Annotated in this window: 9 protein-coding genes and 5 pseudogenes; 10 read left to right on the top strand and 4 right to left on the bottom strand. The window is 48.5% G+C overall.

What is annotated here, in order from left to right; all coding sequences use genetic code 11:
• On the bottom strand, positions 1–1,075 hold a 1,075-nt coding region (locus JCM11969_RS14080), incomplete at its 3' end, for a MucBP domain-containing protein (protein WP_162231483.1).
• Complete coding sequence (locus JCM11969_RS14075) at positions 1,072–1,764, bottom strand: hypothetical protein (protein WP_054712131.1); 693 nt, start codon at positions 1,762–1,764, stop codon at positions 1,072–1,074. The genes JCM11969_RS14080 and JCM11969_RS14075, both read right to left, overlap by 4 nt.
• 633 nt (positions 1,765–2,397) lie before the next feature.
• On the opposite strand from JCM11969_RS14075, the pseudogene JCM11969_RS20840 reads away from it, so the two are divergent.
• The 7 genes and pseudogenes from JCM11969_RS20840 (at position 2,398) to trpA (ending at position 9,365) form a co-directional block, all read left to right on the top strand.
• Positions 2,398–3,875 (top strand): annotated as a pseudogene (locus tag JCM11969_RS20840) (anthranilate synthase component I family protein).
• Positions 3,856–4,465, top strand: a pseudogene (locus JCM11969_RS14065) (anthranilate synthase component II). The pseudogenes JCM11969_RS20840 and JCM11969_RS14065 overlap by 20 nt, the downstream one beginning before the upstream one ends.
• Before the next feature lie 492 nt (positions 4,466–4,957).
• Positions 4,958–5,980 carry an anthranilate phosphoribosyltransferase gene (gene trpD / locus JCM11969_RS14060; RefSeq protein WP_054712133.1) on the top strand — a complete coding sequence of 341 codons (1,023 nt, stop codon included), beginning with the start codon at positions 4,958–4,960 and terminating at the stop codon, positions 5,978–5,980.
• Positions 5,977–6,773, top strand: a pseudogene (gene trpC, locus JCM11969_RS14055) (indole-3-glycerol phosphate synthase TrpC). Before trpD ends, trpC begins: the two are co-directional and overlap by 4 nt.
• Before the next feature lie 93 nt (positions 6,774–6,866).
• The gene (locus tag JCM11969_RS14050) at positions 6,867–7,337 is read left to right on the top strand and encodes a phosphoribosylanthranilate isomerase (protein ID WP_369523241.1); all 471 of its coding nucleotides are present in this window, start codon (positions 6,867–6,869) and stop codon (positions 7,335–7,337) included.
• Positions 7,338–7,363: 26 nt separating this feature from the next.
• Positions 7,364–8,575: pseudogene (gene trpB / locus JCM11969_RS14045) on the top strand (tryptophan synthase subunit beta).
• Positions 8,568–9,365, top strand: coding sequence for a tryptophan synthase subunit alpha (gene trpA / locus JCM11969_RS14040; RefSeq protein ID WP_054712129.1), 798 nt, complete (start codon positions 8,568–8,570; stop codon positions 9,363–9,365). The pseudogene trpB and the gene trpA overlap by 8 nt, the downstream one beginning before the upstream one ends.
• A gap of 235 nt (positions 9,366–9,600) precedes the next feature.
• Here trpA and JCM11969_RS14035 read toward each other — a convergent pair whose 3' ends face one another.
• The gene (locus tag JCM11969_RS14035) at positions 9,601–10,362 is read right to left on the bottom strand and encodes a sulfite exporter TauE/SafE family protein (RefSeq protein ID WP_054712127.1); all 762 of its coding nucleotides are present in this window, start codon (positions 10,360–10,362) and stop codon (positions 9,601–9,603) included.
• Positions 10,363–10,540: 178 nt separating this feature from the next.
• Here JCM11969_RS14035 and JCM11969_RS14030 point away from each other — a divergent pair, with 178 nt between their 5' ends.
• The 3 genes and pseudogenes from JCM11969_RS14030 (at position 10,541) to JCM11969_RS14020 (ending at position 12,036) form a co-directional block, all read left to right on the top strand.
• Positions 10,541–10,969 (top strand): MarR family winged helix-turn-helix transcriptional regulator, encoded by a 429-nt coding sequence (locus tag JCM11969_RS14030; protein WP_054712125.1) that lies wholly within the window; start codon positions 10,541–10,543, stop codon positions 10,967–10,969.
• Positions 10,970–11,058: 89 nt separating this feature from the next.
• Positions 11,059–11,307 (top strand): annotated as a pseudogene (locus JCM11969_RS14025) (DUF2316 family protein); the annotation flags it as partial.
• A 324-nt stretch (positions 11,308–11,631) separates the two neighbouring features.
• The gene (locus JCM11969_RS14020) at positions 11,632–12,036 is read left to right on the top strand and encodes a pyridoxamine 5'-phosphate oxidase family protein (RefSeq protein ID WP_054712124.1); all 405 of its coding nucleotides are present in this window, start codon (positions 11,632–11,634) and stop codon (positions 12,034–12,036) included.
• A 191-nt stretch (positions 12,037–12,227) separates the two neighbouring features.
• Here the strand turns inward: JCM11969_RS14020 and JCM11969_RS14015 are convergent, their stop codons facing one another.
• Entirely contained in the window at positions 12,228–13,340 is a 1,113-nt protein-coding gene (locus tag JCM11969_RS14015) for a glycerol dehydrogenase (RefSeq protein ID WP_054712122.1), read from the bottom strand.
• Positions 13,341–14,090: the final 750 nt, after the last annotated feature.

Here is a 14,090-nt window from a genome sequence, read left to right as displayed (position 1 = left end):
CTCGATAACCATCGATTGGTGCTTGAGTTACTGCATACCCCTTTCCAACTGTACCATCTAGTGTCGATGTTTTAATTAACTTGCCGCTAACGTCCTGGTAATTGACTGTGAGTGTGCCAGCTGGAACGCCTGTAGTCTCTTGGCCAATTGCTGAATATAACAAAGTAATCGTTTGTGGGGTTTCTGTTAACGTCCCGTCTAGTGAAGCCGAATCTGGCGCAACACCGATGGTCTGATAACCATCGATTGGTGCTTGAGTTACTGCATACCCCTTTCCAACTGTACCATCTAGTGTCGACGTTTTAATCAATTTACCGCTAACGTCCTGATAATTGACTGTTAATGTACCAGCTGGAACACCTGTAGTATCTGTTCCAATTGCTGAATATAACAGTGTAATCGTTTGGTCTTTATCAGTTAGTTCACCATTCAAAGATGCTGAACCAGAAGCCACGCCAATGATACGATACCCATCAACGGCTTCTTGTGTGACGCTATAAGAATTTCCTACAGCACCAGTTAAGACCACACTAGATTTCACCTGTTCACCATTCACGTCCATGAAGTTAACTGTTAAGGGCTTAGCAATGTTCTCTGAAAGACCAACTTTCTGATAGCTGACAATGACCGTCTCATCTTGAGGATCAGTAGTCGTGGCCGTTAAAGCACCAAAACTAGTTATACTACTTGCCGCATACCCATCAATATGTGGTGTATAGACTGTCGCATCCGTGACGTCTGGTGTCCAAACATAGTTTCCTGAATCAGCGTCATAATTACCCGTCCAAGTAACTGTTTGTGTATTCGATGCTGGCGTTTCATCCTCAGGACCTGAATAGTTGACTGTATAGTCTGTCGTCACTTGAATAATTGTTGGCTGATAACTCACAGTCTCAGTCTTTAAAGTTGGTGCAGTTGGTATCACAATTGAAAAGGCCGCGCCACCAATGTATTGAATTGGCTGTGTATTATTGACCGTCCCATTGGCGTTTAGGCCAACATAGAATGTGTAATCGGTTTCAGTGACATCTTTTTGCAGAACCCAGGCTTGACCACTTGGGTTATCTGAATTCAACGTACTGTTTCCGTAGTGGCTGAAGCCCCACCACCTAGAAATTGTATCAGCTCTTCATCCGTCCAGTTATCAGGTGAACTAGACGTGATTGCGACTGTGTTGTTATCGTATACTTCTTTTTCTGCTGCATATGCCGCGTTATTTGGTTCTTGATTCTCAGTCGCTGTTTTTAAATCCGAAATTGCTGTCGCATTATCAGTCTCAGCCTGTGCAACCGTCTCAGCCAAATCATCTGGTGTTGTCGTCACAACTTTCGGATCATTTTCTGTGACAGCAACACCCGTGTCTTTAGCTGTATCAACAGCATTCTGCAGATCAGACGAGCTGGTCTTTAAACTATCAGTATTTGTCGTAGATGCACTAACAGGCGCTGTCTCAGACGGCGTCGTTACTGTCTCTTCTTCTGTTGCTGGCGTTGATGTAACTGGTGTCTCAGTGACGTCACTACCATCATTGGTATCGTCAGTGCCTTCCGACTGAGAACCGCCAGTAGTTCCCTCACTTATATCATTGGTTTTCGCAGCACCACTGGTTACCCCGCCTTGTACAGTCGTTGACTGAACACTCGTAGTAGCTGCTTGCGCTTGTTGCGGTAATGTAAACAGCACCATGCTCCCTAAAACTGCGGTTGATACTAGTAAAGTCTTGGTCCAGCCAGACTTTACCCCATCTAGTTGTTTATTTTTCATGTTTAGTTCCCCCAGTTACCTAATCCCGTGATAATTTCCAATATGACATTCCACCAGTAGTGTACCATATTGTTGGGAAAATAAAACGCTTATTCCAAAATAATATATGCCTTGGGAAAAATTATTTTTGCTCGAAAACCTTCTAATAAGGCGATTAATTTTGCCGGTCCTTCGAATAACTTTCCGTTGACAAACCTATCCCGCGTGAGTAGTCTTATCACCAATCAAATACCGTCCATAAAAACCAATGATGTGGAGATCAAGATTATTGTGCACGTAAAGAGAGTCGTCGTCGCTGAGAGTACGGCCGAACGCAAGTAGTTAAATGGACCACAGAGGTTCCGGCGAAAGATACAGCATGTATTGATTACCCGGGAACGTTCAGGCATACGTCAGTTGTCGGAGGTGTGAATACGCACCTCGCTAAGGGTGGTCAAGGGGGAAACTCTTTGACTGAAGTAAGGTGGCACCGCGGCATAAATCGCCCGTCCTTATCTAAGCGCTAGCTATGCGTTTGGATATGGACGGGTGTTTTTATTCTCTCAGACTAAAGGAGTAACCAGCATGAAACGATGGCAGTTCTAATCACCAGTACCCACACATGTCAAACAAAACTATATGAGGTGACAAATCATGAAATTAAATGACCTAAAAGAACGCAGTGTTGGCTACCCAGCCGTTCCCGTAACCCTGCAATTTAGCATGCCAGACTTTAACCCAGTTGATATCTTTAACGCGTTGAAGGGCACCAACGACCCTGGCTTTCTCCTTACTGGGAAGCCAAAGGAAACCGAAGACGGGTATACGCTGATTGGTCTGGGACCGACCCACACCTATACCTACCGGGATCACATTTTGACCGAGGAGGAAGCCGATGGGCACACCCTCATCAGCAAAACAGATTTAAAACCGATCCTCGAAACTGTCTTAGCCGAAAATAAAACACCAAAGTTGCCCGACATGCCGCCATTTACCGGCGGCCTCGTTGGCTACTTCAGTTACGACTACGCGAAATATGCAACCACCGCATTGCGTGAAGATGTAGCTGACCCAATGGTGTTGGACGATGCTGACTTACTGCTCATCAAACGGGTGATTGCATTCAACCACCGAAAAAAGATCGTCACCCTGAGTCAAATCGTGGCCACAGATAAGCTTGACGACGAATACGAGGCTGTCATGGCACAGTTAACTGACTTAAAAGAAACGTTACTGGCTAGCACACCAAAACAGTTGCCTGATTTTCGGTTAACTAAACCATTCCACTTTCACTTTAGTCTCGAAGAATTCACTGAGAAAGTTGCTGATACCGAAAAGCACATCGTGGATGGTGATATTTTCCAACTCATTTTATCTAACCCGCAACAGGCAGAAATGAGTGGGTCGCTCCTCGGCGTTGCACCAACGCTGTTTAAGACCAGTCCCTCACCCTACCAATCTACTTTCACCACCGCGACTTCGAAACGTTGGGTGCGTCGCCTGAAACATTGATCACCAAACGCGATGATACGCTGTTCACCTATCCGTTGGCCGGTACCCGGCGCCGTGGTGACACCCCAGAGGAAGACGAAAAGTTTGCTCATGAATTGCAAACCAGTGAAAAGGAAAAATCAGAGCACAACATGCTGATCGACCTTGGCCGCAATGATTTGGGCCAAGTGAGCCAATTTGGTTCCGTTCAGGTGACCCAAACACGAAACCTACTGAAATTTTCAAACGTGATGCACCTTGGATCAACCGTTGAAAGCACCGCTAATAAGGATGCCAGTGCCATCGATATCGTCAACGCTGTGTTACCTGCCGGCACGTTATCTGGTGCACCGAAGATCTCTGCGATGCAGATTATCAGCAACCTTGAGAATCGCAAACGCGGCGTTTACGGCGGCTGTCTTGGCTATCTCGACTTCAGTGGTGACCTAGATCTCTGTATCGGCATTCGACTAACTTACCGCAAAGGAAGCAAGATCGTCGTCCACTCCGGTGCCGGCATCGTTGCCGACAGTGTTGCCAAGTATGAATATCAAGAATTTAACAACAAGGCCCGTTCCGTGGTGAACGCCATCAACGCCGCCGACAAGGGAGGAATCGCACATGCTTTATCTAATCGATAATTACGACAGTTTCACGTATAACTTGTATCAACTCATTGGCACACTCACCGAGGAACCCATCACCGTTGTGAAAAACGACCAGATCACAGCTGACGAACTCGCCGCAAAACAACCAAGCGGCATTATCCTTTCTCCCGGTCCTGGCCGCCCTGAGGATGCCGGCAACATGAACAGTATTCTGGAAGCCTTCATCGGCAAAGTGCCCATTTTAGGCGTTTGCCTGGGGGCATCAAGCGATTGGTGAAGTCTACGGTGCCCAAGTGATCCACGCGCCAAAACTCATGCATGGCAAGCCATCTCTGATGACACAGCAGGGCAACGACAGCATGTTTGCTGGCTGCCCGGCACAGTTCGAATGCGCCCGGTACCACTCACTAGTGATCGACCCAGCTACCTTGCCAGACAACCTGAACGTCACGGCCACTGCTGAGGATGGCACGATTCAAGCCGTTGCCGATGACGTCAATCAAGTCTATGGTGTTCAGTTCCACCCCGAATCGATCATGACGGAACATTCAGTTGGTCAACAGATCATAAAAAATTATTTAGCGCAAATTCCTATCGCAACAGCGCTTCGCGGCCTTGCGTAAAAAATAGTTTCAACAAACTTGTCGACATCTATCTTAGAAAGTTTTAATCTTATGCCAATCAAATAATTCGTCCATACAAACCTATGATGTGGAGATCAAGATTACCGTGCATGTAAAGAGAGCCGCCGTTGCTGAGAGTGCGACCAAACGCAGGTAGTTAAATGGACCACAGAGGGTTCCCCCGAAAGAGTATCAAGTACGGGGAAACGCACAGACATGCGTCAGTTGTCGGAGATGTGAATATGCATATCGCTAAGGGTGATGGTATCGAGAGTAGTCTCATACTATCAAATTAAGGTGGCACCGCGGAATTCAAATCCGTCCTTAACTCAGTACACACTTTGTTGTGTGGGCTGATGTTATGGGCGGATTTTTCTATTCCAAGGGAGATCTTACAAATGACAATCAAAACACGATGGCAACTCCAGTTCGCATCACTTCATATCGCACATGACACTCAAACCCAATCCACTGGAGGAATTACCCATGACAATGACAATCGAAAATGCAATTACTAAAGTAGCAGCTCGTGAAGACTTAACCTTTGATGAAATGAACGACGTAATGAACGAAATTATGGACGGCAAAGCAAACGACATTCAAATTTCCAGCTTACTGACTGCCTTAACAGTGAAGCACGAAACCGTTGAAGAAATTGCCGGCGCTGCTGATTCCATGAGATACCACGCCTTAACCTTCAAGGCCGGCGAACCGGTCCTTGAAATCGTTGGTACTGGTGGTGACCACGCCAACTCATTCAACATTTCAACCACGTCATCGTTGGTCGTGGCCGCAGCCGGCACGCCCGTTGCTAAGCATGGTAACCGGGCCGCTTCTTCTAAGAGTGGTGCCGCCGATGTCCTCGAAGCCTTAGGCGTCAACATCAACGTCACCCCAGAGACCAGCGAAGAGATCTTAAATAAGATCGGCATTTGCTTCTTATTTGCCCAAGAATATCACCAAGCCATGCGCTTTGTGGCGCCGGTTCGTAAGACATTAGGTATCCGGACGTTGTTCAACATCCTTGGCCCACTGGCTAACCCAGCCCACGCCGGCATGCAACTCTTAGGCGTTTACGATGACAACTTACTTGAACCAATGGCCCACGTACTCAACCAATTAGGCGTTAAAAACGCCTTAGTCGTTCACGGTACTGACGGCTTGGATGAAGTTTCCATCTCAGCCCCAACCAACATCGTTGAGGTGCGTGGCGACGACTTCAAGTCCTACACCATCACCCCCGAACAATTTGGGTTGACTCGGGCCACCAAGGCTGACATCGTCGGCGGTACCCCTGAAGATAACGCTCAGATCACCCGCGACATCCTCGCCGGCAAGAAGGGGCCTAAGCGCGATATCGTTTTAATGAACGCCGGCTTAGCCCTTTACACCGCTCACCCAGACATGACCATTGAAGATGGCATTAAACTTGCCGCTGAAATGATCGACACTGGCAAAGCCCAAGCAAAGCTCGAAGAATTGATCACCTTAACGAAGGGAGCCCAAGTCGCATGATTTTAGACGATCTCGTGGCAGCGACCAAGCGCCGCTTAACCAAAGAAAAGCAAACTGAATCACTTGAACAGGTCAAAGCCCGCGCTGCAACAGTCCCTACCAAGGATCCGCAACAATCTACGACCGCTTCCTAGAACCCGGCATGCACCTGATTGGCGAAGTCAAACAAGCCTCCCCGTCAAAGGGTCAAATTGCCACTGACTTTCCCTATCTCGACATTGCCAAGGACTACGACCAAAACGGGGTGACCGCAATTTCCGTTCTGACCGAACCCGACTATTTCAAAGGGGACATCCGCTACCTTGATGAGATCACCAATGAAGTCACCGTACCCGTACTGCGGAAGGACTTCGTTGTTGACGACTACATGCTGTACCAGGCCAAGGCTGCCGGTGCCAGCATCGTCCTCCTCATCGTCGCCATCCTGACCCCGCAGCAACTACACGACTATTTTAAAGTAGCAACTGACTTAGGCTTGGCCGTTCTGGTTGAAGCTCATGATGAAACCGAAGTGCAGCAAGCCCTCGATTTAGGCGCCAAAATGATCGGCGTTAACAATCGGGACTTGAAGACCTTCACCGTTTCCCTGAACAACAGTTTGAACCTGCGCAAGCTCGTCCCAAACAACATCGCCTTCATTGCCGAAAGCGGCATTCATGACCGCGATAACATCGCAACGTTAGAGGCAGCAAATGTCAATGGTGTGCTCGTGGGCGAAACGCTCATGCGCGCCGATGACAAGGTAGCTAAGATCAACGAGTTATTAGGAGTGACCGTCAATGACGCAAATTAAGATCTGCGGCTGATGCGTGACCAGGACGCTGACGTTATTAATTAAGTAAAACCAGATTTTGCGGGCTTCGTTTTTGCCCCAAGTCGCCGTCAGATCAGTCTGGAAACCGCATTACGATTCCGACAGATCATCGACGACTCGATTCCTACCGTGGGGGTGTTCGTCAACGCGTCCCTCGACGAGATGCTGACCGCCTTTCGTTCCGGTGCGATTCAAGTCGTGCAGCTTCACGGCAACGAGTCTGAAGCAACCGTTCAAGCATTAAAGGATGCGGGCGCCAAGGTGTTCCAAGTCTACAAACCAGACGAACCGATCACCCCGACTGCCGCCGATTACACCATGCTAGATAGCGGGGCCGGTTCAGGTATCCCACTTGACTGGAAGCGCGTACCGCAAGCCAGCCACCCCTTCATTCTGGCTGGTGGCTTGACCCCGGAAAACGTCACCGAGGCCATCAACACCGTTCACCCGGACGTCGTTGATGTTTCCAGCGGTGTTGAAACTGACAAACAAAAGGATCCAGCAAAGATTCGAGCAATCGTGACCACTGCTCACAATAACTAAACTAAACAACTGAGAGGACCTTTCCAATGACCGAATTAAATCTTGAATTGAACAAAAACACCACTGGCCGTTACGGCGAATATGGTGGCCAATATATTCCCGAAACCTTAATGAACCAGCTCGATCTGATGACCCAAGCCTACGAGCATTACAAGAACGACCCAGAATTTAAAACAGAATTGCACGACCTGCTCGTCGATTACGCCAACCGGCCTTCATTACTCTACTATGCGAAGCGCATGACGGAAGACCTCGGTGGTGCTCAGATCTACCTGAAGCGTGAAGACCTCAACCATACCGGGGCCCACAAGATCAACAACGTGATCGGCCAAGCCTTACTTGCGAAGCACATGGGCAAAACGCGGTTGATTGCCGAAACTGGTGCTGGCCAACACGGTGTTGCCACCGCAACGATTGCTGCCCTGTTTGGGATGGAATGTGAAGTGTTCATGGGCAAAGAAGACACTGACCGCCAAAAATTGAACGTTTACCGGATGGAATTACTCGGTGCTAAAGTGCACCCCGTTACCAGTGGGTCAATGGTCCTCAAAGATGCCATCAACGCGGCGTTACAAGAGTGGGCTACCCGGGTCGATGACACGTTCTACGTCATGGGCTCCGCAACTGGTCCTCACCCATACCCACTGATGGTTCGGGATTTTCAAAGTATTATCAGTCAAGAATCAAAGTCTCAATTAAAAGACCAGACTGGCAAATTACCAGACATGGTCGTTGCCTGTGTCGGCGGCGGCAGCAACGCCATCGGCAGCTTCGCCAACTACATTGACGAGCCAAGCGTGCAACTCGTTGGCGCCGAAGCCGCTGGTAAAGGCGTTGATACGAACTTGACCGCCGCCACCGTTGAACGGGGTTCCGATGGGATCTTCCATGGTATGAAATCCATGTTCCTGCAAAACGAAACGGGCCAGATCAATCCCGTTTACTCCATTTCAGCTGGATTGGACTACCCTGCGTTGGCCCAGAACACGCTGCCTTAGCCGCATCAGGCCGAGCACAATACGTGGCATTACCGACGATGAAGCCGTCGCTGCTTTCGAATACATTGCGAAAACAGAGGGGATCGTTGCCGCAATCGAAAGCTGCCATGCCGTAGCATACGTCCAAAAGATCGCCCCAAAGATGCGGAAAGACCAAATCATTGTCTGCACCCTATCAGCCGCGGTGACAAGGACGTTGCTTCAATTGCCAAGTACAAAGGAGTCAATATCGATGACTAGTAAATTAAAACCACTTTTTAACAACAACAAAGCTTTCATTTCATTCGTTGTCACAAACGACCCTGACTTTCAAAGTACGGTCAATAACGTTGTCGCACTCGCAAAGGGCGGCGCCGACATCGTTGAATTAGGCCTGCCCTTTTCAGACCCCGTTGCTGACGGGCCAGTCATTCAGGCGGCAGACATTCGTGCCCTGAAGGCAGATCCAGATATTGCCACCGATACCTTCTTTGACATTGTTGAAGCGATTCGGAAAGAAACGCAGGTGCCATTAGTCTTTCTGACATACCTGAACATTCCGTTCCAGTACGGCTATGAAAAATTCTGTGCCCGCTGTGAAGCACTCGGGGTTAACGGCCTTGTCATCCCTGACTTACCCGTTGAGGAACGCGGTGAGATCGACCCATTTGCTGCTAAGCATGGCATCGACATCATTCCACTGGTGACGCCAACCTCAGCCAGCCGAATCGAAAAGATCGTCTCCAAGGCGACCGGCTTTATCTACGTGGTCTCCTCACTTGGGGTTACTGGCGAACGGACTAAGTTCGCTGATGACCTCAACGACCTTGTCACTCGCATTCGTGCTGTGACCGACGTCCCAACCGCTATTGGGTTTGGGATCCACACGCCGGAACAAGCCGCTGAAATGACTGCCATTGCCGATGGTGCCATTGTCGGGAGTGCCTGTGTCAACCTGGTTGCTGAATATGGTGACCAAGCACCACAAAAATTAACGGATTACACGAAACAAATGAAGCGGGCCATTGCTGGTCAGACCAGCAACGCCTAACAATTAATAAAAACCAGCGTTCCGATATGTCGCAATTGATTGTGGCAATCGAAACGCTGGTTTTATTAGGAAAGAAATAAGTAGAGAAACTCGTGGCGGGTTAACGATACACGCGGTGCATCAATCACCGCATTTCCTAACCCTTGATGCCAGTATAGGGCGTCATTGTAAAGAACTCATGTTGTTCGTGTAACGATTGTTTAAAGGTTTGCGCTAATCAGGGCAAGCGTTGGCATCACCCCATCATCATATTTTTAATTCCCATCACAATGAGGAGCACGCCTAAAATCGGTACCATGTATTTATTTAACTTCTTTGAATCCAACTTCGTCAAAATCATCGGCATGACAAACGCCCCAATGATCGACCCGATCATCAGTCCGATACCGGCGGACCAAACAACGTTACCGGTACTGATGTGACACACGATGCCCATAGCAACGATTCCCGTGAGTGTATACGCCGAGGTTGCGGCGGCGTTAGTGAAGTCCAAACCCATGAAAAGCAGCCCTGACATCACTGGTGCACCGCCGCTCAATCCGCCGATACCGCACATTAAACCGCCTAAACTGCCAAATAACCCTGGCGCCACCTTGTTAAAGACAGCGCCATGGTCGTTTGGCCGTTTGCCCTTCTTTTTGAAGACGCGCAGCACAAACTGCACCCCGATCATCGCCAAAATAAGCCCAACGATGATCGAATACACCTTTTCATCGATAAACCGGGCAACAATCGACCCGATAATCACTGAGGGTGCCGCGTAAGCCATCATCCGAAATCCCACCCGATAGTTGATCTCCTTTTCATGTGAGTAGGAAATGACGCCCATCAAAAGCGGCGGCAGCGCCGTTACCAGCGATGTCGATGCCGCCGCTGATGCGCTCAATCCCAGCACCGTCGTCATCACACCCAGGTAGTAACCGCCTCCGCCACCACCCATTGTCATGATCAAACAGCCAATCAAAAATCCCAAAAACACCGTCACACCAATATCCATTGTGAAGTCCCCTCACCACATTTTCTACCTTCCATTATAGGCGTTGCTAGGGTTAAAAGACCGTTTATTTTGAACAGTTGTTGGTTTACTTGTAAAATTCAATATTTCAGTCCATAACACTTGCAATTAAAAGTGAATTGTCTTATACTGCCTCTTATCACCTTTGGAGGACAATAAAATGGACAAAGATAATCATTCAGCCGCTGCGTTGATCCACCAGATCAACAGCCGCGACACTGCGTACATCAATAAGCAGTTTCGTGCGCTCAATCTCAACAGCGAACAGGGCCGTGTGATCTCATACGTTGCCCGGCATCCGCAGTGCAAGCAACGTGACGTCGCACATTTTTTGAATCGTCAGGAAGCCAGTGTCACTAACCTGGTCAAGGGGCTGGCGAAACGAGATCTGTTGTCGCGGGAAGTGCCAGAAGATAACGAGCGAACTAAATTGTTATCCCTCACAGAAGAAGGCGAAACCATGGTCGTTAAGATCGATGCAGCCTTTGATCGTCTGCAGGCCTTTGTCGACGGCACGCTGAAAGATGACGAACGCACGACCTTGGAACAACTGCTCGAAAAGGTCAACACGGTTTCATTTGACGACTAAGTAATTTTAGAAAAGAAGGCAACAAAATGACATTAAATCCAGCACAAATCAAAGCAACGCAAAACGAATTAGCATAAAACTTCGCCCTTTCTGGTCTAACAAAGGAACAGGTCTGCACTGACCTCAACATCTCATCATCAAAGTTCGACCACGTCATGAACTTGAATCAACAAGCACTCGAAGACCCATGGATCATGAAGAATTTCCTGATTGAAAAGGTGGCAGCCACTGGCAAACAACCAGTACCCTTTACCGCCCTATCAGGCGATTATCACCGACACTGGTTCCTGAACAGTAAGATTATTGAGAGTGGGCAGATGACGGCGGGAGATCGGTAGAGAGTGGAGGAAGGTGGGTTAGGGGCGGTGTGTAACGGACTCTGGCCGAAAAGTCCGGGTCTGACTTTTTGGTCAGAGTCCGTTACACGTTAGCCCCGTGCCTTCCGAAACTCGTTTCGGCACAGTTGCCAAGAAATCCCTAACCAGATCTCAATTACTACCAACAAAGAACCACCATAAAAGGCTAATCATCTACTGACTAGCCTTTTTATAATTCAAATAAATAAACCGCTTACAAAAAACCTCACATCCCCTTGACTTGTCACCAAAAATTGACTATACCATAACCTGTACTTACTCTTTCCAAGGAGGAAACCATTATGGATGCAAAAAACAGAACTCACCCGAATCTTAACCGCAGGCGGTCAGGTTGCCGTTGCAACGCTGACTGAAGACGCAACCAGTCCTGACGTCCGAATCGTCATTTTTAGCTACATGCCGGATACTCACCAACTTATCTTTTCAACGGTGTCTGATTCCCCGAAGACGGCAGAAATCACAGCGCATTCAACCGGCGCCTTTACGACCATTCCCGCAGGCAACCAAGACGTTGTCCGTGCCAAGAACGTCACCGTCAAGAAGGTTGACGCGACCGACGAAATCACCTCGGTCTACTACGACAAATATCCATTTGCCAAGAAGATGGCTGACAATCATAGCTTCTACGCACTTGAATTCACAACCGCAGAAGTTACAGCCGATGGCGAAACTGCCACGGTCACATTCTAATTTGCGCCTCGAAAAAGAACCCTGGTCATGCTGACTAGGGTTCTTTTTTAAGCCAATGTTTTTCCTAGGCAACCGTGCCGAAACGGGTTCCAGAAAACTGGCCATGTAAGGGTAATTAGCGGCAAATCCAAGCCCGGGATTTCCCACTAATTACCCTTACGCTCTGGCCTCAACCCGTTTTCTTCCACTCTCTATTCCTCAATCCCTTGGAACTGCTTTGAGAACTGATCCACCGCTTTAATCGCCTGAAAAACGTCATCAGCTGTCACGTCAAAGCCCATGTTATGAATGGTTTCCCCACCCTGAACAGTCAATTCTGCCACCTTCATCAAATCAGCATCCGACGCATCTTCAAGGTGCAGATCTGCCAAAGTCGTCGGTAACCCAAGGGCTAATTCAAACGCTAAATACTTCTCCAAACGGCCATCACTAGCCCCTTCTAGTACGAGGTTCACCAAGGTTCCGTAAGCCACTTTCTGGCGGTGTGAGAGCTTATGAACGTCTCCTGATAAGGCTGTGAGTCCATTCTGAAAACTATGCGCAGCAGCTAACCCAGAACTTTCAGCGCCAACCCCGCTTAACAGAATGTTGGCTTCAACGATCTGGTCAACCGCTGGCGTGACCATGTGCTTGCCGGCTGCCGCAACGGCCTGGTCACCAAACTCAAAGAGGAGCGCTTCACACTTCTCAGCCAGGGCAATACCAGCAGCGGTCTGTTTCGTTTCCAATGGTAACAACGTGGTCGTCCGTGCCCGCGCAATGGTTTGCGCCTCCACATTCGTTGACAACGCATCCGCCATCCCGTCAATCAGGAACTTCACTGGTGCGTTCGCAATCACCGCCGAATCCACTAAAACGAGATCCGGGTTCTTGTCATAAAACATGTACTTCAAAAATTCGCCCGTTTCGGAATAAATCACACTCAACCGCGTACATGGTGAGTCATTCGAAGCTAGCGTCGGCACGATTACGATCGGAATTTTCAAGCGGTCGCCCACTGCCTTGGTGGTATCATTCGTCTTTCCACCACCCAGCGAAATGATAAACTTGGCACCGGTTGATTCCCCGATACCCTGTACCCGGTCAATTTCTTCAGGTGAGCTTTCGCCATTGAACGCCACCCGCTCGATCGTTAACCCCGTATCCGTTAAATACCCGTAGAAATCCTCGCCAACCAATCCCCAAACAATGTCATCCGTCAACAAAATACCATGACTCCCAAAAGGTTTAATGTACTGAGCAGCTGTCTTCAACAATCCTTTGCCTTGAACATACGTAGAAGGTGATGCAAATGCTGTAGTCATAATTATTCCTCCATTAGGGTAATTTAATTGTTTCACCAGAAGTGTAATCACTTTCACTATCGTTATCAAGCAATATTCTTGTAAATTTGTGTACAAAATATCTCACTATTTACAACGGTTCACGATACTTTTTCACAAGTATTTATTTACTGACACGAGTCGCTGAATTCACAAAGTTGGTATCTATATTGTGTCGGGATTCCGCTCCGTTCCGCCGGTCGGCCCTGCCAGTAGTAGTGGGGTCGCGATGAAGCTAACTTTCGCAAGCGAAAGTGGATCTCCATCACTCCCGCATGAGTAAGTGACCAAAGAACGGTCACCAACTCATGCCGACACTACAACTGGCAATGCCGACCGGCTCCACTGCGCTGATACTTGCTGTACGTGGTACCATAATGATGAAACTTTCTGTTCAACCAAATAAACCGGATAAACGTACTAGTCAAAGGTTCGCTGTCCAAAACTGGTAAGCAGTCGAGGGCGGATAATCTTCAAACTAGTTTTAACTCAATTGTGATACTTAACGAATAGTTTGAAGTTAGCACCCTGTTAGTGGAATGGAGCGATTTGGCACGGAGTCATGGTGTCGACATCAGTTAGCGACCGTTCTTCGGTCGGTTACTGATGTCGACACCATGAAGATCCATTCGAGAGCTGCGCAGCAGAAATCGAATTAGCTTCATCGCGAGCCACGATGACGGAGTGCCAAATCGCGCAATGCAACGCCAACTACAGCTACCCAACAGAACG

The organism is Secundilactobacillus paracollinoides DSM 15502 = JCM 11969 (genome assembly GCF_001311135.1).
Classification (GTDB): Bacteria; Bacillota; Bacilli; order Lactobacillales; family Lactobacillaceae; genus Secundilactobacillus; species Secundilactobacillus paracollinoides.
This window is presented reverse-complemented; position numbering and strand designations above follow the sequence as displayed.

What these genes read in the sequence shown, in the direction of transcription:
- JCM11969_RS14030 (WP_054712125.1), top strand. Translation starts at nt 10,541, where the DNA reads ATGGACAAAGATAATCATTCAGCCGCTGCGTTGATCCACCAGATCAAC.
- JCM11969_RS14020 (WP_054712124.1), top strand. Translation starts at nt 11,632, where the DNA reads ATGCAAAAAACAGAACTCACCCGAATCTTAACCGCAGGCGGTCAGGTT.
- JCM11969_RS14015 (WP_054712122.1), bottom strand. Translation starts at nt 13,340, where the DNA reads ATGACTACAGCATTTGCATCACCTTCTACGTATGTTCAAGGCAAAGGA.
- JCM11969_RS14075 (WP_054712131.1), bottom strand. Translation starts at nt 1,764, where the DNA reads ATGAAAAATAAACAACTAGATGGGGTAAAGTCTGGCTGGACCAAGACT.
- JCM11969_RS14035 (WP_054712127.1), bottom strand. Translation starts at nt 10,362, where the DNA reads ATGGATATTGGTGTGACGGTGTTTTTGGGATTTTTGATTGGCTGTTTG.
- trpD (WP_054712133.1), top strand. Translation starts at nt 4,958, where the DNA reads ATGACAATCGAAAATGCAATTACTAAAGTAGCAGCTCGTGAAGACTTA.
- trpA (WP_054712129.1), top strand. Translation starts at nt 8,568, where the DNA reads ATGACTAGTAAATTAAAACCACTTTTTAACAACAACAAAGCTTTCATT.